21 protein-coding genes and 1 pseudogene are annotated in these 22,758 nt (G+C 36.1%); 15 read left to right on the top strand and 7 right to left on the bottom strand.

The window, feature by feature from the left end:
- Positions 1–47 precede the first annotated feature (47 nt).
- From G6R40_RS11710 to G6R40_RS11675, 8 genes are all read left to right on the top strand, one after another.
- Positions 48–2,429, top strand: coding sequence for a heavy metal translocating P-type ATPase (locus G6R40_RS11710; protein ID WP_165135684.1), 2,382 nt, complete (start codon positions 48–50; stop codon positions 2,427–2,429).
- 107 nt (positions 2,430–2,536) lie between these two features.
- Positions 2,537–2,734 carry a cbb3-type cytochrome oxidase assembly protein CcoS gene (gene ccoS, locus G6R40_RS11705; RefSeq protein ID WP_165135681.1) on the top strand — a complete coding sequence of 66 codons (198 nt, stop codon included), beginning with the start codon at positions 2,537–2,539 and terminating at the stop codon, positions 2,732–2,734.
- Positions 2,735–2,736: 2 nt separating this feature from the next.
- A complete protein-coding gene (gene ccoN, locus G6R40_RS11700) occupies positions 2,737–5,007 on the top strand; it encodes a cytochrome-c oxidase, cbb3-type subunit I (RefSeq protein ID WP_165135678.1) in 2,271 nt (756 codons plus the stop codon).
- A 12-nt stretch (positions 5,008–5,019) separates the two neighbouring features.
- Positions 5,020–5,244, top strand: coding sequence for a cbb3-type cytochrome oxidase subunit 3 (locus G6R40_RS11695; RefSeq protein WP_165135675.1), 225 nt, complete (start codon positions 5,020–5,022; stop codon positions 5,242–5,244).
- A 15-nt stretch (positions 5,245–5,259) separates the two neighbouring features.
- A complete protein-coding gene (locus G6R40_RS11690) occupies positions 5,260–6,138 on the top strand; it encodes a cbb3-type cytochrome c oxidase N-terminal domain-containing protein (protein WP_165135673.1) in 879 nt (292 codons plus the stop codon).
- 127 nt (positions 6,139–6,265) lie between these two features.
- Complete coding sequence (gene ccoG, locus G6R40_RS11685; RefSeq protein ID WP_165135670.1) at positions 6,266–7,717, top strand: cytochrome c oxidase accessory protein CcoG; 1,452 nt, start codon at positions 6,266–6,268, stop codon at positions 7,715–7,717.
- 11 nt (positions 7,718–7,728) lie between these two features.
- Positions 7,729–8,184: a FixH family protein gene (locus G6R40_RS11680; RefSeq protein WP_185670486.1), complete on the top strand. Its 456-nt coding sequence runs from the start codon at positions 7,729–7,731 to the stop codon at positions 8,182–8,184.
- Positions 8,175–8,915, top strand: a complete 741-nt coding sequence (locus tag G6R40_RS11675; RefSeq protein ID WP_165135667.1) for a sulfite exporter TauE/SafE family protein — start codon at positions 8,175–8,177, stop codon at positions 8,913–8,915. Before G6R40_RS11680 ends, G6R40_RS11675 begins: the two co-directional genes overlap by 10 nt.
- Before the next feature lie 52 nt (positions 8,916–8,967).
- On the opposite strand, the gene G6R40_RS11670 is transcribed toward G6R40_RS11675, so the two are convergent.
- From G6R40_RS11670 to G6R40_RS11655, 4 genes are read right to left on the bottom strand one after another with little or no spacing between them, the layout of a single operon-like run.
- Positions 8,968–9,438 carry a DUF6702 family protein gene (locus G6R40_RS11670; protein WP_165135664.1) on the bottom strand — a complete coding sequence of 157 codons (471 nt, stop codon included), beginning with the start codon at positions 9,436–9,438 and terminating at the stop codon, positions 8,968–8,970.
- Positions 9,439–9,486: 48 nt separating this feature from the next.
- Positions 9,487–10,203: a TIGR00730 family Rossman fold protein gene (locus G6R40_RS11665; RefSeq protein ID WP_165135661.1), complete on the bottom strand. Its 717-nt coding sequence runs from the start codon at positions 10,201–10,203 to the stop codon at positions 9,487–9,489.
- Positions 10,200–10,913 (bottom strand): NDP-sugar synthase, encoded by a 714-nt coding sequence (locus G6R40_RS11660; protein ID WP_165135658.1) that lies wholly within the window; start codon positions 10,911–10,913, stop codon positions 10,200–10,202. The genes G6R40_RS11665 and G6R40_RS11660 overlap by 4 nt, the downstream gene beginning before the upstream one ends.
- Complete coding sequence (locus G6R40_RS11655; protein WP_262887646.1) at positions 10,913–11,335, bottom strand: RNase adapter RapZ; 423 nt, start codon at positions 11,333–11,335, stop codon at positions 10,913–10,915. The genes G6R40_RS11660 and G6R40_RS11655 overlap by 1 nt, the downstream gene beginning before the upstream one ends.
- Positions 11,336–11,497: 162 nt before the next feature.
- Between G6R40_RS11655 and G6R40_RS11650 the strand changes: the two genes are divergently transcribed.
- The 7 genes and pseudogenes from G6R40_RS11650 (at position 11,498) to G6R40_RS11620 (ending at position 17,806) form a co-directional block, all read left to right on the top strand.
- Positions 11,498–12,706, top strand: a complete 1,209-nt coding sequence (locus G6R40_RS11650) for a hypothetical protein (RefSeq protein ID WP_165135652.1) — start codon at positions 11,498–11,500, stop codon at positions 12,704–12,706.
- 4 nt (positions 12,707–12,710) lie between these two features.
- Positions 12,711–13,247, top strand: coding sequence for an adenine phosphoribosyltransferase (locus tag G6R40_RS11645; protein WP_165135649.1), 537 nt, complete (start codon positions 12,711–12,713; stop codon positions 13,245–13,247).
- Positions 13,248–13,317: 70 nt separating this feature from the next.
- Positions 13,318–14,022 carry a tetratricopeptide repeat protein gene (locus tag G6R40_RS11640; protein ID WP_165135646.1) on the top strand — a complete coding sequence of 235 codons (705 nt, stop codon included), beginning with the start codon at positions 13,318–13,320 and terminating at the stop codon, positions 14,020–14,022.
- 2 nt (positions 14,023–14,024) lie between these two features.
- A complete protein-coding gene (gene ribH / locus G6R40_RS11635; protein WP_165135643.1) occupies positions 14,025–14,507 on the top strand; it encodes a 6,7-dimethyl-8-ribityllumazine synthase in 483 nt (160 codons plus the stop codon).
- 213 nt (positions 14,508–14,720) lie between these two features.
- Positions 14,721–15,578, top strand: coding sequence for a neutral zinc metallopeptidase (locus tag G6R40_RS11630; protein ID WP_165135640.1), 858 nt, complete (start codon positions 14,721–14,723; stop codon positions 15,576–15,578).
- A gap of 303 nt (positions 15,579–15,881) precedes the next feature.
- Positions 15,882–16,058, top strand: a complete 177-nt coding sequence (locus tag G6R40_RS11625; RefSeq protein WP_079666618.1) for a histone H1 — start codon at positions 15,882–15,884, stop codon at positions 16,056–16,058.
- A gap of 544 nt (positions 16,059–16,602) precedes the next feature.
- A pseudogene (locus G6R40_RS11620) lies at positions 16,603–17,806 on the top strand (IS256 family transposase).
- Between the two features lie 228 nt (positions 17,807–18,034).
- Here G6R40_RS11620 and G6R40_RS11615 read toward each other — a convergent pair.
- The 3 genes from G6R40_RS11615 to G6R40_RS11605 are packed head-to-tail and all read right to left on the bottom strand — an operon-like array spanning position 18,035 to position 22,708.
- Positions 18,035–18,748: a hypothetical protein gene (locus tag G6R40_RS11615; RefSeq protein WP_165135637.1), complete on the bottom strand. Its 714-nt coding sequence runs from the start codon at positions 18,746–18,748 to the stop codon at positions 18,035–18,037.
- A gap of 40 nt (positions 18,749–18,788) precedes the next feature.
- A complete protein-coding gene (locus tag G6R40_RS11610; protein ID WP_165135634.1) occupies positions 18,789–20,225 on the bottom strand; it encodes a glycoside hydrolase family 1 protein in 1,437 nt (478 codons plus the stop codon).
- A 26-nt stretch (positions 20,226–20,251) separates the two neighbouring features.
- Positions 20,252–22,708, bottom strand: a complete 2,457-nt coding sequence (locus G6R40_RS11605) for a glycoside hydrolase family 3 N-terminal domain-containing protein (protein ID WP_228455854.1) — start codon at positions 22,706–22,708, stop codon at positions 20,252–20,254.
- Between the last annotated feature and the right edge of the window lie 50 nt (positions 22,709–22,758).

Below are 22,758 nucleotides of genomic sequence, written 5' to 3'. Positions count from 1 at the left end.
AGCAAAGTTTTTTGACGTAATTTTGTAAGCTAAAACAATCATGCCACATGTCAGAAAATTGCTTTCACTGCGGTCAGCCTATTGAAAAAGAGCGCATTGAGTTTGATGAAAAATTATTCTGTTGCAATGGTTGTCAGTCCGTTTACGAAATCCTAAACCTACATAATCTTGGTAACTTTTATGAGTTTAATAAAAGTTCGGGGATACGACCAAATAGCGACGACCAGACGCAATTCGATTATTTGGATGCCGAAGATGTCTTCAACAAAATTGTTGATTTCCATGAAGGTGGGACAACTTTGGTAACTTTCAAAATTCCAGTTATACATTGTTCGTCTTGTATTTGGCTTTTAGAAAGTCTTAACACAATTAATCCGAAAATAAAATACTCGCAAGTTAATTTCACTCGAAAAACCGTACAAATCGCGTACAAAAGTGAAGAATTAAAACTGAGTGAACTCGCTCGATTTTTAACAAGCTTCGGCTACAAACCTGTTATTAATTTAGAAACAGCGGATAAAAAAAAAGAAACTCTTGACAAAAGTTTACTCGTAAAATTAGCGATTGCAGGATTTGCTTTTGGAAACAGCATGTTTTTAAGCTTCCCAGAATACATCGGCGGCAACGATGTCTGGATGGAAAGTTACAAGCATCTTTTCAGAATTATGTTATTAATCTTAGCGACACCTGTGGTATTTTATTCCGCGCAAGATTATTACAAATCTGCTTGGTATGGCTTAAAAAACAAAATCATCAACATCGACGTTCCTATTGTTATTGGAATCATCATGCTGTACGGACGATCCATTTACGAAATCGCAACAGACTATGGTCCAGGGTATTTCGATACGCTTTGCGGACTACTTTTCTTCATGCTTTTAGGAAAAACCTTCCAGAAAAGAACTTACAATACTTTATCATACGACCGAGATTATAAATCTTTTTACCCAATTGCGGTTACCAAAATAGACTTCAACGGAAAACAAGAAAACATTCTCTTGTCCGACCTAAAAGTTGGCGACAGAATTATGGTAAGAAATCAGGAAATTATCCCTGTCGATTCTATCCTAATAAAAGGGGAAGCCAATATTGACAACAGCTTCATAACAGGAGAGGCTGCTTTAGTTTCCAAAAAAGCGGGCGACAAGATTTTTGCTGGAGGGAAACAAAGCGGACCAATATTGGAGCTGGAAGTTATTAAAAACGTGGACCAAAGTTACCTTACTCAACTTTGGAACAAAGAAGCGTTCAAAAAAACAGAAACAGGGCTCGATACCATAACCAACAAAATTAGTAAGTACTTTACTATTGTTATACTAAGTATTACTGCCATCTCTGCCATCTATTGGTCGCAAGAGAATTTCGAAAAAATGTTCCAAGTGGTTGCGGCCATATTAATTATCGCTTGCCCTTGTGCCTTGGCTCTTTCGGCACCATTTACCTTTGGACATGTGATGCGAATTTTGGGAAGAAACAAATTCTACGTCAAAGACACTTTAACCATCGAAAAACTAGCTAAAATTGACAGCTTGGTATTTGATAAAACAGGAACTATTACCGAAAGTAAAAAATCAAATATCAACTATCATGGCGATACGATTTCTGAATTTGATTTAAGAAATATTAAAAGTTTACTTAAAAACTCAAACCACCCATTGTCCAAATCTTTATATGAATTCATTGAAATTGAGGACGATTATTTCCCTGTCGAAAACTTTGTGGAGATCTCAGGAAAAGGCTATTCGGCAAATGTGCGTGGTAAGATTTACAAAATAGGATCAGCCAGTTTTACAGGACAACAATCTGGAAATTTGGAAACCGCAGTTTTCATCCAAGCTGGTAATGATTATTTAGGAAAATACACTTTTAAAAACGAGTATCGAAAAGATTTAAAACAACTTTTTTATAGTTTAAAATCCTACGAAATCAGCATTTTAAGCGGCGACAATTCTTCGGAAGAACAACAACTGAAAACGATGATCCCGAATGTTAAAGAAATGCGTTTTAACCAAAGTCCAGAAGACAAACTAGAATTCATCCAACAACTTCAAAACCAACATCATAAAGTCGCCATGCTCGGTGATGGATTGAACGATGCCGGCGCCTTGAAACAAAGCAATGTAGGCATCGCAATCGCTGACGACACCAACGCGTTCACACCATCATCTGATGTGATTATGGACGGTGGAAAAATCCCAGAATTTGATAAATACTTAAAATTCTCAAAAGACGCTATAAGTATTGTAAAATTAACATTTGCAATCAGTTTATTCTATAATGTTATTGGGGTTAGCTTTGCGGTTATGGGGAAAGTTTCGCCTTTGTTTGCGGCCATTATTATGCCTATCAGTTCTATAAGCGTTGTGGCTTTCACCACCTTGTCAACATGGTACCGTAGTACAAAGTATTTCAAGCTATTACGTAAATAAAAACTATTTAGATAAATTATAAATTAATTAAAATAAAATCATTCTGACCAAAGTCATTAATTTTAACTAAATTTGGGAACTTTATTTAGTTTAAATTTGTCTCACATATGGAGATTCTATATTTAATGATTATATGCAGCGTTTCTCTGGCTGTAGTTTTCTTAATAATCTTCATTATTGGGGCTAGAAAAGGACATTTTGAAGACGATGAAAGCCCTGCAGTTCGGATCCTGATGGATGACGAAATAAAAGATGAGACATTGGAATCTGAAAAAAAAGAAAGAAAAGATAATAGTGATTTGTAGATATGGAAACACAAAAGTTTAGTTATGACAATAGTATCGTAAAAGCTTTTTTGATTGCAACTGTAGTTTTTGGCTTGGTTGGATTCTTACTTGGGCTTACTGCGGCACTAATGCTTTTTTATCCGGAACTTCCTGAATATTTCTTAGGAACGGACGACCCGACAATTGCCAGTCTCAAGAGTGGGGATATGCAGGGATTAATCAACTCACATGGGGCATTTGGGTTCGGAAGAATCAGAATGTTGCACACTAGTGCTGTGATTTTCGCGTTCGTATGTAACAGCTTCTTTGCTGGGGCATATTACTCGATGCAACGACTTCTAAAAACAAGAATGTGGAGCGACACGTTGTCATGGATCCACTTCTGGGGATGGCAGATTATGATCGTCTCTGTAGTCATCACATTCCTTATGGGTATTAACACTTCTAAAGAATATGCCGAGCACGAATGGCCTATTGACATTTTAATTACGGTAATCTGGGTGATTTTCGGTATTAACATGTTCGGGACAATCGCCAAGAGAAGAGTTAGACACTTGTATGTTGCTATTTGGTTCTACTTGGGCACATGGGTTGCCATTGCAATGTTGCACATCTTTAACAACCTTGAGGTTCCTTTAACAATGTGGAAGTCTTATTCTATCTATTCTGGTGTTAAAGATGCATTAGTACAATGGTGGTATGGTCACAATGCTGTGGCTTTCGTATTAACAACGCCTGTATTAGGTTTGATGTATTACTTCTTACCTAAAGCAGCAGAAAGACCAGTATTCTCGTACAAACTTTCAATTATCCACTTTTGGTCATTAATTTTTGTATATATCTGGGCAGGCCCTCACCATTTACAATATACATCTTTACCAGCATGGGCACAGGCCGTAGGAACAGGTTTCTCAATTATGCTAATCGCACCATCCTGGGGTGGTATGCTTAATGGTCTATTGACATTAAGAGGAGCTTGGGATAAAGTAAGAGAGAATCCAATTCTTAAATTCTTCGTAGTGGCGGTAACATGTTACGGTATGGCAACTTTCGAAGGTCCAATTTTAGCAACAAAAACTTTAAATAAAGTTGGGCACTTTACAGACTGGGTAATTGGTCACGTACACTTAGGTGCTTTAGGATGGAATGGATTTATGGCATTTGGGGTTATCTATTATTTGGTACCTGTAATGTGGAGAACTAAATTGTACTCAACCAAAATGGCTAACTGGCATTTCTGGCTAGGGACTTTCGGTATTATTTTCTATGCCGTTCCTTTATATATTTCAGGATTTACGCAAGGTTTGATGTGGAAACAATTCAACCCAGATGGAACTTTAGTTTATAAAAACTGGTTAGATACTGTAACGGCTATTTTACCATATTACAAGATGAGATTTGTTGGTGGTTTATTATACATCATTGGATCAATTTTGATGGTAGTTAACCTAATTGCAACAGCTAGACAAGGTTCATTCCTTAAAAATGTACCTGCTGAAGCACCTGCATTGGCTAAAACTGTAAAAGGTAGAAAACAAGGCGAAACCTTCCACCTTTGGTTGGAAAGAACACCTTTATATTTAACAATCGGAGCTTTCGTTGCTGTAGCTATCGGAGGTATGATTGAGATTTTACCAACAATATTTGTGAAAAATAACGTCCCTACTATATCAGCGGTTAAACCTTACAGTCCATTAGAATTAGAAGGTAGAGACATCTATATTAGAGAAGGGTGTAACGCTTGTCACTCTCAAATGATTAGACCTTTCCGTGACGAAGTTGTACGTTTCAATGGTAAAAATGGTCAATATTCTAAAGCTGGCGAATTCGTATATGACTTCCCATTCCTTTGGGGTTCTAAAAGAACTGGGCCAGATCTACATAGAGAAGGCGGTGTAAGACCAGACTCTTGGCACTTCAAACACATGTATAATCCAAGATCAACATCGGCAGGATCTATCATGCCACGTTATCCTTGGTTAATTACAAATACGCTAGATACATCTTTGAGCAAAGCCAAACTTGAGCTTATGAAAAACTCACTAGATGTACCTTATACAAAAGCACAGATTGACTCCATAGATTCTTGGATGAATAATCAAGCCAATGCAATTGTTAAAAATATTTATTCTGAAGCAGCAGACGTTAAGGAAGAATTTGCTAAGCAAAAAGAAACGCAAGGTGCAAGTTTCGTACCGCTTGAAAAAAGAGAAATAACAGCTCTTATTGCGTACTTACAACGCTTAGGAACAGATATTAAGACAACTGAAGTAAAAACTGCGAGCAACTAATAATAATTACGAATGATTCCGCAAAGTTTTAAAGACATCGTTTCCAATGTAGAATATGCAGGATTTTTGAATACCCTGTCATTAATATTGTTCCTTATCACCTTTGTTGGTATTGCGTACTATGTATTCAACAAACCAAAAAAGTTTTATCAAGAACAAGAAAATGCGCCACTTGATGACGATATCAACATTGAGGAAAAAGACGAAGAAAAAGATGATAATAAAACTTCGCATTAAAACAATTTTAAGATCATGAAAAGAAGAACACCCGTATATATTAATATCCTTGTTGTATTAGGATTATTGCTTGTCGTATTTTACATGTTTGCACAGACTTCAGAATTTTTCAAAACGAAATATTTCTGGGCAGCAACCATAGTAAGTATCATCGTAGTATTTATTCAGTCTGCGATTGGTGATTTAATTGAGAATGAAAAATTCAAAAAATTAACTGAAGAAGAGAAAAACCAATATCTAGCAGAAACAAAAGTCCCTTATTTCAAACATTTGTGGGCGTCTGCTTCTAAAAAACAAACCGCAAAAGAGGAAGAGGATATCCTTATCGACCATGGTTTCGATGGAATTATGGAGCTTGACAATCAATTACCAAAGTGGTGGTTAGGTCTATTCTATTTCGGTATTGCATATTGTGTATTGTATATTGTTTCTTTTAGCTTTACAGATTTTGCTGACCCAGATGTCGAGTACAACCAAGAACACAAAGCACAGATTGCTGCTGTCGAAAAGTATCTAGAAACAGTACCGCAGGCAACATTGGAAACCGCTGTTTTCACGGAAGATCATGTTGAAGAAGGTAAAGCTATCTTTGAAACAAACTGTGTGGCTTGCCACATGGATGCAGGAAAAGGAGGTATTGGTCCAAACTTGACAGACAATTTCTGGATTAATCAACCGGAAAAAACCTTATACAAAAGTATTTTCCACGTTGTGTACAATGGTAGTCCACACAATCCAACAATGCAAGCTTGGGGACAAAATGGCGTGCTAACTGGTAATGATATCGAAAAAGTTTCGGCTTATGTATATCATATCAACCAAGAGCAAGCTCCTATTACACAAGCACAGGGCGGCGCTGCACCACAAGGTACAGAAGCGAACTGGGAGAAATAGATTTTAAGAAAACCATATAAAAGAGATTGTCAAAATATATCAGTTCTTTCGTAAATTGGACTGGTATTGGAAAAAGAATTAATTCTTTTTTCGGGCAATCTCTTTTTTTATTTATAAAAGTTATGATATGAGCGACTCTAACAAACCTGTTATCGGTGGGCAAGGCCAAATCGTTGAGGCAGAAACCTTTAGAGATTCTGTCGGAACGATGGATAATACTGGAAAACGTAAATGGGTATTTCCTAGAAAACCAAAAGGAAAATACACCAATTACAGAAATGTAGTCAGTGTTATTCTATTAATTATTCTATTTGCGGTTCCATTTATAAAAATTAATGGCAATCCATTCTTGATGATTAATATCTTGGATCGTCAATTCTTTATTGTTGGACAACCATTTTACCCTCAAGATTTCTTTATTTTAGCTTTAGGTGCAATTGCTTCTTTAGTATTCATTATTTTATTTACAGTTGTTTTTGGTAGAATATTTTGTGGATGGATATGTCCGCAAACTATTTTTATGGAAATGATTTTTAGAAAAATTGAATATGCCATAGAAGGTGATAGAAACAAACAAATCCGACTAGACCAGCAAGCTTGGAATAGTGAAAAAATATGGAAACGCGGACTCAAATGGTCGATTTTTATTCTGATTTCTGTTATCATAACGCACTTCATGTTCATGTATATCGTCGGCTACGAGGAAGTTTTCAAAATCATGAAGGAAGGTCCATTTGCACGACCAACTAATTTCTTGGTGATGATTATGTTCTCCGCAGCATTTTATTTTGTATTTGCGTGGTTTAGAGAGCAAGTCTGTACCTTAGTTTGTCCTTATGGAAGATTGCAAGGTGTCTTGATTGACAAGGAAACTATCAATGTATTCTATGATTATCAAAGAGGAGAAAACCGCTCAAAATGGAGAAAAGGAGAAGATAGAAAAGCCGTAGGAAAAGGCGATTGTATAGATTGTCACCAATGCGTTGTGGTATGCCCAACAGGTATTGATATTCGTGATGGTCAACAACTAGAATGCATCAACTGTACAGCTTGTATTGATGCGTGTGACGAAGTTATGGAGAAAGTAGGCCTGCCAAAAGGGCTTATTCGCTATGCATCCATCAACCAGATTGAGAAAAAAGAAAAATTCAAGTTTAACAATAGAATGAAGATTTCTTCTGTTCTTTTAGTTTTATTGATGGTTTTCTTAGGATTCTTGCTTAACAATAGAGGAACAATGGAGGCCAAATTTTTAAAACCTCCTGGATCAACTTTCTTCCTTCGTGATGGCAAAATAACAAACACTTACAACTATACTTTCCTTAACAAATCGAATGAAACAAGAACCGTTACGATCAAAGTTATTGAACCACAAAATGGAACAATCAGCGTAAGTGGAGGTAACAAAATTATCATGAAAAGAGATGCAATGATTAAAGGAACCATCAATGTAAGTTTCCCAGAATCTCAAATTAAATTATCAAAACAAAACCTAAGCATCGGGGTTTATGATATGAATGGAAAATTGTTAGACTCTTTCCAGACTTACTTCGAAGGTCCATTCAAATTCCAATTTTAAAAATAAAAAAAATGTTGAAAAAATTATCGTGGGGACATGGAGTCGTTATCGCGCTAGGTAGTTTTATTGTATTTATTTTGTATCTAATTTTAGTATTTCCTATAGGAAAGCAAAATGCAGAAATGATTTCTGACAATTATTACGAGGAAGAACTCGTCTATCAAGATGTTATTGATGCCAAAAAAAATGCACAACACCTGGAGATAAAACCCATTTACTCCCAAGATAAAAACGGTATAAAACTTCATTTCCCTTCGGAAAGAAAAATCGATAATAAACAAATCGACATTGTACTCTTCCGCACGGATGATTCGAATCTAGATATCCATAAACTAGAACGTCTTGATGGCACCAACTCCATGTTGATACCAGCAAAAGTTTTGGTACCTGGTTCTTACACTTTAAAAACAAAATGGAAAGAAAATAACCAATCCTACCAGATTGATTATGATGTATTATGGAAATAGCATTGCTTTTATCCGCCTTGTTACTGGGATTTGCTTCAGGTTTTCATTGCATTGGCATGTGTGGACCTATCGCACTTTCCATGGGATTATCGCGGCAGCAAAAAGTCAACTTCTATCTCCAAAATTTCACTTATAATTTTGGAAGAATTATCACTTATTCTTTATTAGGTGCTGTTTTAGGAATTGTTGGTGAAAGTTTTCATTTTGCAGGCTTACAAACTTCTCTTAGTATTGGCGTTGGTATTTTGCTGATTGTAATGGCTCTATTTTCTTTTGGCGGAAAAGATTTTGCTACAAAAATTCCTTTTGTCAACAAAGCCTTATTAAAAGTAAAATTAAAACTTTCAAAACTACTAACCAAAGCTGATTTGTCATCGCGATTTACCACAGGCCTTCTTAATGGTCTTTTGCCTTGCGGCATGGTGTATATGGCTTTAACGGCATCTCTAGCAACTGGCGGAATTTGGCAAGGTGCTTTGTATATGTTATTTTTCGGATTGGGTACTTTTCCTTTTATGTTTGCAGTTGTTGTTTTGGGGAATTTTTTAAGCCAAAACATGCGTTTAAAATTGGTGAAATTCGTGCCAGTTGTAATGATTATTTTGGGCGGACTTTTCATTCTACGCGGTTTAGAAATCGGAATACCTTATCTTTCCCCGAAAAAAGAAGCATTACAAATTAAACACCATCAACACGGTAGTGATCCCAACGACCATACATTATGTCATTAAAATTAAAAAACTCCCGAAAATTCGGGAGTTTTTATTTTACTAGCAATGTCTTTTAAAATGTGACATCTGCAGTTTCTTTTCCTTTTTGGAAGTTAACAGTTTTCAGGTTTCCTTTATAAGAAATGTTGACGATATTAACTTGTTTTGGATAAACACTTGTTAATATTGAGTTTTTAATTTTCAAACTAGAAACATCGCTAACACCAGAAGCTTCATAATAAACGAAAACAGATTCGCCATTCACCTGACTTCCTGTAAAAGTTAATACTTTACTACTCCCATTAACAGCAATAGCAACATTAGCATTAACATATTTTTTAACCTCTGCATCGAATCCTGTTGTGTTTGGGTCAATATTAAGCGCTTTAGAAATGTGGGATGTACTTAGCTTAGTTGTAAATTTTAAGGTTTTGCTACCTTCTACAAATTCAACTTTTGTCATCGATGAAAACATCTCCAATCCTGTAAAACTCATTGCAATAAACAAGAATAAAACGCCAAAAATGTTGAAATACTTTTTCATAACTATTGATTTTTAAAATTTGGTCAAATAACATGCCATCAGCCAATTTTAGAAATTGACGTTCACAGCATATTTGTCATAGAATGCTTTAATGTGTGCCACGGCATCATCTGCTGTATCTACAACTCGGAATAATTGTAAATCCTCTTCATTGATTAGCTTTCGTTCTACCAATGTGTTTTTGAACCAGTCCAAAAGTCCGCTCCAAAAATCTGAGCCTATCAATACAATAGGAAAACGTCCAATCTTCTTCGTCTGAATTAAAGTTAAAGCTTCAGACAATTCATCCAAAGTCCCAAAACCACCTGGCATGACAATAAATCCTTGAGAATATTTTACAAACATGACTTTTCTAACAAAGAAATAGTCAAAATCGAGGTTATAACCTTTATCAATATACGGATTGAAATGTTGTTCAAACGGCAAGTCAATATTAAGCCCAATAGAAATACCATGTCCAAAAGCCCCTTTGTTACCAGCTTCCATTATACCAGGGCCTCCACCTGTGATAACGCCAAAACCTATTTCGGTAATTTTGGTCGCAATCTCGATCGCCATGTTGTAATAATAATCGTCTTTTTTTAATCTGGCAGAACCAAATATCGAAACGCAAGGTCCTATACGTCCCATTTTTTCGTAACCATCTACAAACTCAGCCATCACTTTGAAAACCATCCAACTGTCTTTGGTAATGGTTTCGTCCCAAGTTTTTCGTCTGAAACTTTCGTGTAATCTTTTATCTAAGTCTTTGCTATCGTCAATCATAAAAATAATTTTTCTGCTTGTTGTATAGATTCGGGTTTTCCGACATCTATCAAATTCGCGTTATGTTCGTAACCTATAATTTTTTCGGTCATCATCATATCAAGATATTCATCCATTATTGAAAATTTTCCGTTTCTCGTTATTTTTTCAAAGATAGATGTATGCACACAATGGATACCGCTAAAAGCTAATTCTCTGAAGTTATCATTATCACAAGCCATTTTAGTTTCGTTAGTTCCAAGGTTTTTCCAGCCTTTTAAAATCATTTCTTTATCAAAAAATAATTTTCTTGAGCTTTGTCTGTCCGAAACGGCTAATGTAACAAAGTTATTGCCGTCCAAATGGAATTTTAAAAAATTAGAAATATTGAGATCTGTTAAGATATCGGCATTCATAATGAGGAAACTCTCTTCCGATGATAGTAAGTCTCTTGCAAAAACCAAACCACCGCCAGTTTCTAATAATTTTTCTCGCTCATCCGAAATTTCAATATTGGCACCAAAATTATTTTTTAATTCCAAAAACTTAATGATTTGCTCTCCAAAATGATGAACATTGATAACAAAATCATTGATACCATGTGATTGCAAATACTTGATATTTCGTTCCAATAAAGGAATTCCGTTAACTTCAGCTAGCGCTTTGGGATGAAAGTTGGTGAATGGTTGAAGTCTTGTCCCCTTGCCTGCCGCAAAAATCAAGGCTTTCATTAAGCTTGTGACTTGTTAAGTTGTGGTTGCTCATCATGCTGAATTTTGACATCAACCTTCGGATATTTTTCTTTGATAAATTCAGTAATTTTCAATGCAGAATATACCGAGCGGTGCTGTCCACCTGTACACCCAAAATTGATTTGAAGATTTTCAAAACCTCTCTCCAGATAATCATCAATATTAATAGAAACAATAGATTTTACAGCGTGCAGGAACGAAGGCATCTTTGTGTTTTCTTCTAAATATTCTTGAACTGCAACATCATTTCCTGTTTGAGATTTGTATTCTTCAATACGTCCAGGATTGAGAATTCCTCGACAATCAAACACAAATCCTCCACCATTTCCAGAATCATCTTTTGGGATTCCTCCTTTTTTATAGGAAAAACTATGGATCTCAACCGTCAATTTATTCGACATACTACTATTAATTTTTGTAAAAATAGTTTTTTTAATTTGCTTCGCGAAAAAAGAAATGATGTAATTTTGCGCTGTAACATGTCTGTTATATGCAAAACATTGCATTGTAGATATTTAACAACAATTTTGTATATTAGAAATCTAACTAGAAAAAACATAGATATGAAATTCTTTCGATACCTTTTGTTTGCAAGTTTATTCCTTGTAATGTCTTGTAAAAAAACAAGTGTAGATGGTGCCAACAGAAAGGCATTTCAGGAAAGTATAAACGATATGACTTCCTCGTTGCCGACCTTACAGCAGATAAAATTCAATGAAGCTTTATATATTTTAAAAACATTCGGTGTTGATGTGGATGGCGATGTTGCAGAGATTGAGGCTTTAGGAAAATTGCTAAACGGCAAAAAGGTTCCCGAAATTATGAAAATGGCCGATGAAATCGCACAGAAGAATAACATTAGTTGGTCCAGTACAGCGCCACCATCATTAGGCACGATGAATATCTTTGGTGATGACAAAGTATCAGAAGTTGACCCAAATGATGTTGCTGCAAGCGCGCTTAATATTATTGTAAAACCCGCAATGTCGGATAGCATCCATGGTCCAAAAGCCTTTGTAGTAATCCCCCAGTTGGTTAACCAAAATGGCGAAAAAATTGAATTTACCGGAGCAGGACTTGAAACAACACTGGAAGTTTTCAGCAATGGCAACAAGCTACAAACTGCAAAAAACATGATGCAGGATAATAATTTCCGCGGATTTACTGTGAAATATTCGTCTTTACCAGTTGCAAGTATTATCGATAACAAACTTGAAGTAAAAGTTAGCGTAAAAACAACAAAGAAAGTCTATCAAATGATAAAATCAGGAATCGATTTTAATCCTAGAGCGGTAGTAAAAGCGCCCGTTACTACGGAACCTACGGAGCCTATTGATCCAAGTTTGGTTGACCCTAATAATCCAGACGCAACAGCAACAAGTCCCGACAATTCATCGGGAACGACCACAACAGCCTCCACACCATCGACTCCAAAAGTAAGCAGTGACCCAAAATCTACGGTTTCAAAATTCTTGAGCAATCTTAATTCTCAAAATCTTAAAGCAGCTTACGAGAACGCAGAAAATCCAGCATGGGGAAGTTATGACAAATTCTCAAATCCAAATTCTGGCTTTGGCTCTGTGAAAAATATTAAAGTAAACTCCGTTTCGGCGCCCATTACCAAAGACAATACTTCAACAATTAATGCCAACTACGACGTAACGGACAAAGATGGCAACACAACATCACTTAATGTAACCTATGGACTTAAGTCAACAGCCAATGGTTGGAAAATCACAAGCTATAAAATAAATTCATCAAAAAAACAATAATTAAATGGCATCTGCTGAGCTTATTCAAAATTTAGAAAACACCATCGACAATATCCCTGACTTCCCGATAGAAGGCATTCAGTTTAAAGATATTTCACCCATTTTTCTTCAACCTCAATTATATGAAGAAGTTATCAAAGACTTTGTAGAATTCAGCAAAGGCAAAATAGATGTTGTATGTGGCATCGAGAGTCGCGGTTATCTTTTCGGCATTGCCATTGCGGTTGCGCTGGAAGTTCCGTTTATATTAATTCGTAAAAAAGGAAAACTTCCTCCTCCTTTCATTGGACAAATTTACGATTTGGAATATGGAAATTCAGAAATTGAAATGAAAACCGATCAACTAAAACCTGGTCAACGTGTACTAATCCATGATGATCTTTTAGCAACTGGAGGCACAACAGAAGCCGCCGCAAAACTTGTAGAAAAACAAGGCGCTATCCCAGCACAATTCAGTTTCTTAATAGAACTTGACGGGTTGAACGGAACCGAAAAGCTTAAAAAATTTAACGCAGAGATTTATTCAATTTTAAAATATTAATCTATAAAACTCAGTTTTTTTGCATATCACACAGAAAGCATTAAATTTGCATTTCGAATATTTACAAAATATGGCAGCAGACTTAAATAAAAAACAAATTCAGGAAGGAAAAGAAACCGTTGAATTTTTCAAAGACTTAGACCAAAAAGCTCTTAACGTGGAGCAAGGTTTAGAAAAATATTCAAAACCAATTGGTATCGCTTTTATCGTACTTATCCTAGCTGTTTTAGGATTTTTTGGATACAAACAATTTATCGTTGGTCCAAAAAACGAAGAAGCAACCAAAGCTTTTTTAACAGCACAAGCTAACCTTTCAAAAGGCGACAACGATTTAGCTTTAGGTGGCAAAAGCGCTGCTAACCCAGGTTTCATGGGAACTTATAACGAATATTCCGCAACGGACGCGGGTAAACTTGCAGCTTACAATGCAGGACTTATCGAATTCAAAAAAGGAAATTTCCAAAAAGCTTACGATATGCTAGATAAATTCAGCAGCGATAACAAAACGCTTATGGCGATGAAGTATGGCGCAATGGCTGATTGCTCTGCAAATCTTAACAGAAGCGACGATGCAATGAGCAATATGGACAAAGCAGTTTCTACCGCAAAAGATCCTTATACCATTTATTATTTTACAAAAAAAGCAGGTATGTTAGCACTTTCACTAAACAAAAAAGCAGAAGCTAAAAAATACTTTGCAATGATCGATGAGAAGTATCAAGATTACGACAACGGTCAGTCTGATGCTTATATTGAAATGACTAAATATTACTAAACATGGCAACAGTTAATCTTTCGGATTACAAGCCACTTAACTTATCAAATGCCGATACATATTCTATCGGCATTGTTGTTTCGGAGTGGAATGATTTTGTAACCTATAATATGCGCGATGCAGCTTTGGAAGTTCTAGCAAAAGAAGGACTTCGCAAAGAAAACATCAAAGTTTTTTATGTTCCTGGCGCATTCGAATTAAGTTTTGCAGCAATGCAAATGTGCAAATCCAACCGCTTTGCTGCGGTTATTGCTATTGGCTGTGTTATTCGTGGCGAAACACCACATTTCGACTACGTATGCTCTGCCGTTGCGCATGGCATCAAAGACTGCAATGTCCTTACCAAAACACCCGCTATCTTTTGCGTCCTAACAGACGACACAAAAGAGCAATCTATCGCTCGTAGTGGCGGCTCTTTGGGCAACAAAGGCGTTGAAGCAGCCGTAACAGCCATCAAAATGATACAATTCAACAACAAGGTTTAGAATAAGGAGCAAGACCATTACACCTTCATTAGGACTGCGGGGCCCGCTTTCCGCACTCGCTGTTGTAGCCAAAGCTTTTCCAAGTTTTACAACGAGCTCAAACAAATGCTACAATCGGGGCTAAAAAAACAATTTTCAACATACTTAGAATAATAAAAAATGTAGGTTTCCACCTGCATTTTTTTTGTATTTTTATCCGAAAATATACAAAATATGAAATGGACTAAAGATAGAAGTGACATGGTTGACGACAGACGGGGCTCCGGCGGAGGCGGTGGGCTCATAGTAGGTGGCGGCTTGGGGACGCTTATCATAGCGGCAATAGTTTTCTTTTTGGGAGGTGACCCTTCTGCAATTTTAGGAACTGCAGTCAACTCTAGCCAACAGACAACAGAACAACGACAGCTTAACCCACAAGAGCTACAGATCCGCGAATTTGTCGAAATGGTAACAGCCGAAACAGAGCAAACTTGGACTGAAATTTTCCAACAAAACGGTATGACTTATAGAAAACCACATGTAGTGCTCTTCGAAGATGTTACAAGATCGGGCTGTGGAACTGCACAAGCAGCCATGGGGCCTTTCTATTGCCCTGCTGACGAAACCATATATATGGACATGAGCTTCTTTAAAGAGCTTCAACAAAGATTTGGTGCCCAAGTAACAGAATTCTCTATAGCCTATGTTATGGCACACGAAGTTGGTCACCATGTACAGACATTATTAGGAACGACACAAAAAGTTGATCAATTGCGCCGAAGCGGTCGCTATTCGGAAACAGAAATAAATCGTGTTTCGGTTGCTACAGAGCTTCAAGCGGATTTTTATGCCGGCTTATGGGCACGCCAAACAGATAATCGCGAAAAAATTCTGGAGCCTGGCGATATCGAATCCGCGATTAGCGCAGCCGAAGCTGTTGGCGATGATAACATCCAGAAAAGATCAAGCGGGTATGTCAATCAAGAAGCTTTTACCCACGGTTCTTCTGCGCAACGAAAGGAATGGTTTATGAAGGGTTATAATACGGGCAATATCCGTCAAGGAGATACTTTCAATGCTTTGCTAAAATAATGTTTTGTTTTTTTTAAATATACCTAGATTTGATTATAAATTAATAAAACTAGATTTATCCAGATATGTCATCACTTTTAAGTGGAATTTAATTTTTAAAAGTAGATTTTAGCAGGCTTTAAACCTCAATTTTTTAAAACTAGACCTTGAAAGTTCAAAAAAAATTCAAAAATAGAATCTAAAAAAATCTCATTTTCATTAAAAACACTATAAATAAGGCATTGAGGCATCATTTTTTAGAAAAAAAATTGGGAACAATCAAACAAAATTCTATATTTGACACTCAAATTAAAATAATTTACAATGAAAGAACTTATTGAAAAGATCAATGCTGAAATCGAAGCTTTCAAAACTGATGCTAGCTTACAAGAAGAAAAAGGAAACAAAGCTGCTGGAGCAAGAGCAAGAAAATCAGCTTTAGAATTAACAAAATTATTCAAAGAATTCAGAAAAGTTTCTGTTGAAGAATCTAAAAAATAATTTTTTGAATCTTTCTAGTTATAAAGCCTTCATGTTTTTGAAGGCTTTTTTGTTGTTGAATTGTAACTATTTGTTAACTAAAAATGCATATTTGACATTACCATAATATGAATAATTTATTAATTAGCAATTATATTTATGTATCATTAATTCTAGGAATATTTAACAGCTACTTATAAAATTTTAAATTAAGCTATTGTATTTAGTTTTGAAGAAAATACATCAAAAAAGATGCTGTTTTAGATAAATATATGAAGGTGACAGAAGTATTCACTGATGAACAGATGGACAAAGCTTGGGGTTAGATTATTGTATATTGCGATACGCAATTAGTAGTTAATTACAAATAGGAAATAAGAGTGAGCATCATCACTGACAACTTGAGTTTATATTTATCAATTACAGTTTTAAGCGTAATTGCATTTATTTGGTAGCGTCCCACTAACTGTGTAAGTTGAAAAGTTATTCTGAAAAATTATGAGCCCTCAAAGCTCAAATAATTTTTCGGAAATAACTTTTTACTATTTTTAAACATTACATAGTTATGATCGACAAAGAAGAATTATTAAACAACAAGGATTTTTACAAGTCCTTTAAGAATGGAGAAGATTTAACCACTTTTTTCAAAGAACTGCACAAAAAAGCAGTAGAACATATGCTAGATGCTGAATTAGACAGCCATCTGGACAATGAAAAACACGAAAAAACATTAAGTGGAAATTACCGAAACGGACATGGAACTAAGAAAATAAAATCCTCATTTGGAGAATCGGAGATTAAAGTTCCCAGAGACCGTGAAGGTAGTTTTGAACCCACCTTAGTTCCCAAAAGACACAATATTATTGATGGTTTGGAGAACATCATCATCTCGTTTTATGCTAAAGGAATGAGCGTTTCGGATATCGAAGAACAGATTAAAGAAATGTATGATTTTGATGTTTCTACCTCCACCATTTCCAGAATTACTAGTGCTGTTGCCAATGAAGTAGTTGCTTGGCAAAACCGACCGTTAGACGATTTGTATCTTATTGTTTGGATGGATGGAATAGTTTTTAAAGTCAGAGAAAACTCAAAAGTCATCAACAAAACCATTTACTTAGCCGTTGGATTAAACCGAGAAGGACGAAAAGATGTTCTTGGTATGTGGCTTGGAAAAAACGAAAGTTTCCAGTTTTTGGATGAATGTTTTAACGGATTTAAAAGCTCGTGGAGTTGAGGATATTTTGATTACAGCTACTGATAATCTTAATGGTTTTACTCAGACTATTCGCTCGGTTTTCCCTGAATCTCAAACTCAAATTTGTGTGGTTCATCAAATCAGGAACGCTTGTAAATATGTAGTCTGGAAGGATAGAAAAGAATTTTCTGCCGACATGAAACACATTTATACAGCACCTAACAAAGATGCTGCAAAAGCAGCTTTAGAAGATTTTGCAACCAAGTGGGAAAGTAAATATTTGTACGCTATTCAATCTGGGAAAAACAATTGGGATGAATTAACCGTCTTTTTTGAATTCCCACTTGAAATTCGAAAAATCATTTATACCACTAATCTCATTGAAAATCTGAATGGGAAAATCAGAAAGTATACCAAAAACAAAATGTCTTTCCCTACCGATGATGCCGTGTTGAAATCTGTTTATTTAGCTCTCAAAGAATCTACTAAGAAGTGGACAATGCTTATTCACAATTGGGGAATTGTTTTAAACCAATTTATGATTATTTTTGACAAAAGGCTCAGATTATAAAATCCAAGCCCTAACTTTTTAACTTACACACTTTATGGGATAGTGTCATTTCTCAACTTGACGGACGTTTTCAATTTAAGTATAAAGTGAAAGAATGGCAAACCAAATTGTATCAACCATATTATTTTAGTTAAATTAAATAAAATTAGATATGCAAACAAAATTTCCAACTATGTTAAGCTACATTTTTGTAAATTTTATTTGCATATCCAAGGCCTTACTCAGTACTTACATAAAGAAAGTAACACCAATTCTGAAAGTGTTTACCTTATTCGTAAAATTAGGCAACCATCCGATATTACCTTTGAGTTTATTTTGTATAATAATTTGATTAACATCTAATTCGCCTTGCCAAGTTACACCCGAGTTAATAAACATTGCACTTGGATTAACAAATACAAACGTATTATCACTGAATTTCAAGCTTACATTAGACTGAATCTGCATCCCGCTTTTTCCACTCTCGGTAAGATACACATAGCTTACGCCCGGAAACATAGAAACATTTTTAGAAAAACCCAAACCAGCAATTAAACCAGCTGACAAAGACCATGTTCCCCCACCCAAGCCGTGAGCAGACTTTCCTGTAGGCATATAGATGTCTACAAAGGGAGCCAATGCAAACAACTTATTGCTGTTCATTCTCTGCACGTTAAAATATCTGACTCTGGTATCCGACAAGCCAAACTTTTTTGTTTCTGAATTATACAGAAAAGGAACCTCAGCAAGAATCAAATTATCTGGGTTAAGGGCATATTGGAAATTAAGTCGCGTTCCGTATGTACTGAACCCTTTGTAAGAGTTGAGTTCAGCCTGCACATTTACCTGCGTGTATAAGTTGGTAGGCTTGGATGGATCTATGTTTTCATTTGCATTATTTTGCTGAGAAAAAAGAGATGTTGCCGTGCCCAAGAAAAGTAATGAAAGTAATATTGATTTCATGAAAATTTATTTAAAATTGTTTTTATTATTTAGTTTTAACTTATCTAACATCCGCTGCAGCGTTTACCTTGATACATTTCCCATAATACTCAAGACTTTTCTTTGGAATACGCTCCAAGGTATTTTTATCAATATGGATCAAGCCGAAATGGTGACTCAGACCTAATGTCCATTCCCAATTATCTGTTGAAGACCAATACATCATGCCTTTGAGTTTTACTCCTTTCTTAACTGCTTCTTGAGCAGCTTTGATATACCCTTGGATATATTTGATACGTTGTGGATCATTCAAAATACCGTTTATCGGCTTATCCTCCTCGATTGCAAAACCAAACTCTGTTGCCAAGATATCTGGCTGACCATATTTTTTATCTATATCCAATAATATTTTGGTATATGTGTTAGGATCATAAGGAAATTCCTGAGTTTTTTCCAATTCTGATGGCGGTGCAATAGGAATTGTCCCAAGTATTGAATGTTTATCATTATCTGCTTTGACAAAGGTTCTCGAGTAGAAATTAACGCCAAAAAAATCTGGTTTTGAAGCTATAAAATTTAGGTCTCCGTCCTTTATATAAGGCTCTACAAATGGCTTTATTAAATCGGGATAACCTAATCCATAAGTTGGGTCAGCAAAGGACTGATTCCAAAGGACATCAACAAAATGAGCAGCATCAATATCTTCCTTTTTGCCGGACAAAGCTTCAAAAGGCATAATATTAAAAGCCGAAGCAATTTTCACGGCAGGTACATTCGACCTCACAGCTTCAAATATTTTTGCCTGTGATACATTAATGTGATGAATCGCAGCACCCATTGTTTTTTTTGAATGATACCCCGGCGCAAAAGTTCCTTTCCCATAACCGAATGCGGCAATAACGCTCGGCTCGTTAAAGGCCAGCCAGGTCTTTGCTCTACTTCCTACTAACCGTGACATAATATCAGCATAATCTTGCATTTTGTCGCTGATATCCCTTTTAAGAAAATCACCTGCCCATAGTGGCATATCCCAATGAAACAAAGTTGGAACGGGCTCCAAACCGTGTTCTAGCATTGCATCTATTAACTTATCATAATATGACATAGCTTTTGCATTAGGACTTCCAGGTGTTTCTGGTTGCACTCTTGGCCAAGAGAAAGAAAAACGGAAAGCTTTTACTCCAGCATCTCTTAACATCTTGAATTCATCGAGATAACGTTTTTCAAATTCGGTGTTCCGCATATTGTTTGTTCCGTCGGCAGATCCGCCAACATTGTCTATAAATACATCCCAATTGCTACGACCGCGTCCTTCGCGACTTTCCGTTTGTGGTCCAGAAGCTGCTACACCCCACAAAAAATCTTTGGGAAAAACAGCATTTTTACCATCAAGATTTAAATTATAAAGTGTAGTTAAAGGGTCATTGGGAACAATCAATCCTAATCCTGCAAGAGAACTTGCTTTCATGAAATCTCGCCTGTTAATTGTTTTTTTCATTATAATTTAATTTTAATTACTAATAATTAGGGTTTCAAATCTTCAAATTGTTTGTCTGCTGCAAAAGCATGTTGTACTTTTTCTACATTTAATTCCTTCGGAACAGAAAAATCTATAGTATGCTTGATATCCAAAGATGATGCACCTACAGAAATTTTGTAACGCCCTGCTTCTGCAATCCACGCCGATTTTGCTGGTACAAATGATGCTAAATCTTTAGGGGATAAAGTCATTGTGATGGTTTGAGATTCGCCAGGTTTCAAATTTTTCGTTTTAGCAAAAGCTTTTAGTTCAGATTTTGGTTTATCTATAGATTTGTTTGGCGCTGAAAGATATAATTGCACAACCTCTTTCCCAATTACTTTTCCCGTATTTTTAATATTGATGCTGATCGTTAAATTTTTATTAAAAACTTTAGAATTGATTTTAATATTTGAATAGGAGAAATCTGTATAAGATTTTCCGTAACCAAACTCATAAGAAGGTTTGACATTGAAAGTATTGAAGTAACGATAACCAACATAAATACCCTCCTCATACGTTACTTCTGATGGATTCTCTGCTGGAACACCCGGGAAATTCTTTGCCGAAGGAGTGTCGGAATATTTCATAGGGAACGTCATTGTAAGTTTTCCCGAAGGATTGACTTGTCCTGAAACTACATCTGCCACCGAATGTCCGCCTTCCTGCCCTGGTTCCCATGCTAATAATATAGCATCAACTTTATCTTTCCAAGAGGCCGTTTCTATAACTCCAGCAACATTTAAGATAACAACGACTTTTTTACCTTTTGCATGAAAAGCTTTGGAAATCTTATCCAACATTTCTAACTCATCTACCGCAAGATTGAAATCTTCATCAACAACCCTGTCACGCCCTTCTCCAGAATTTCGTCCTAAAGTCACAAAAGCGATTTCCGAAGTTTCCGCTTTTTTCGCAAGCAAATTATCGTTCAGAGGCATCTCGACCAGTCTTTTAGGAACAGGTAACTTTCCGCTAGCAAACTCTCTTGCTCTTCTATTATCCTCATCTGTAGATTCCTTTTTTGTAAAAGGTTGGTAGAGATTTACTAATTCTGCATCCAATTTGTAACCAGCGGAAGTAAGACCTTCCAAGAGAGAAACGGTATGTTTATTGTTCACACTTCCACTACCTGTTCCACCTGTGTTCCATATGTATGAAGTAACTCCAAAGAGTGAGATTTCTTTGTTTGTGACGGAAAAAGGCAATGCATTATTTTCATTTTTCAGCAAGACCATTCCTTCAGCGGCTGCGTTTCTTGTAACCTCTGCATTTTGATCAAGATTGGGTTTATTGCTGTATCTATATTGGGCAAAAGTGGGCGTTCCGAAAATGTACCTCAGCATTCTCTTGACGTTAGTATTTGCCACTTCTTGCGATAATGCTCCCGAATTTAATGCATCTACAAGTGCTTTTTTCTGAGTTGGAATTCCCGGCATTAAAAGATCGTTTCCTGCCTCCATTTGTTTCACAACATCGGATATGTGACCACTTTTAATAGATTCAAATCCTGGAAAACCTCCGAACCAATCTGTCATTACAATTCCTTTAAATCCCCACTCATTTCTAAGAATCTGAGTCAACAAATCTTTTCTAGTAGATGTATATTCGCCATTAAGTTTGTTGTATGATGTCATAATCGTCCAAGGGTTAGACTCTTTTACGGCAATTTCAAAACCTCTCAGATACAATTCTCTTAAAGCTCTTTCAGAAACGTGTGCGTTGATGGTAGAACGATTGGTTTCCTCGTTATTTGCAACAAAATGTTTGATGGATGTACCTACACCGTGAGATTGTATTCCGTTCACAATAGCAGCTGCCGTTTTGCCAGCAATCAAAGGATCTTCCGAATAATATTCGAAGTTTCTCCCGTTCAAGGGATTTCGATGAATGTTCATGCCAGGGGACAAGAGGACGTCTACACCATATTCTTTCACTTCATTACCCATTGCTTTTCCAACTTGCTCCAACAGATCTTTGTTCCAAGTTGATGCTAATGATGTTCCCACGGGAAAAGCTGTTGCATAGTATGTATTCGGGTCGTTTTTTCTTGTAGATTCTATTCGTAAACCTGCGGGGCCGTCTGAGAGGACTGTTGCAGGAATACCAAATCTTTCCAAATCAGAAGTGCCTCCAGCGGCTCCTGGAACCAGCCCCTGTTTAGCCGGTCCTACTGAACCAACAAGAGCCTCAACACCAGGCATTCCTGTTCCTATTAAAAGATCTGCTTTTTCTTCGTTTGTCATCTGAGGGATGATTGCGTCTATTCTTTTATCTACCGGAAGCCGGGTATCTTCCCATATATCGAGCTTCCCATTTTTATTTAGATCTTTAAATGATTTTCCAGCAACTGTTATAGTGGGGATAGTGTTTTGAGCATTTGCAAAAGAAGACGTGGATAAAAGAGCGAGAAAAAGCCCTTTGGACTTTGTTTTTTTCGAAAATTGGATTAGTGAAGACATACTTTTTTTCATAATTTCATATTAAAATAGTTTAATTAATAGCATCTTTT

Source organism: Chryseobacterium sp. POL2 (assembly GCF_011058315.1).
Classification (GTDB): Bacteria; Bacteroidota; Bacteroidia; order Flavobacteriales; family Weeksellaceae; genus Soonwooa.
Note: the sequence above shows the minus strand (reverse complement) of the source record. Positions and strands in the feature narration are given on the sequence as shown.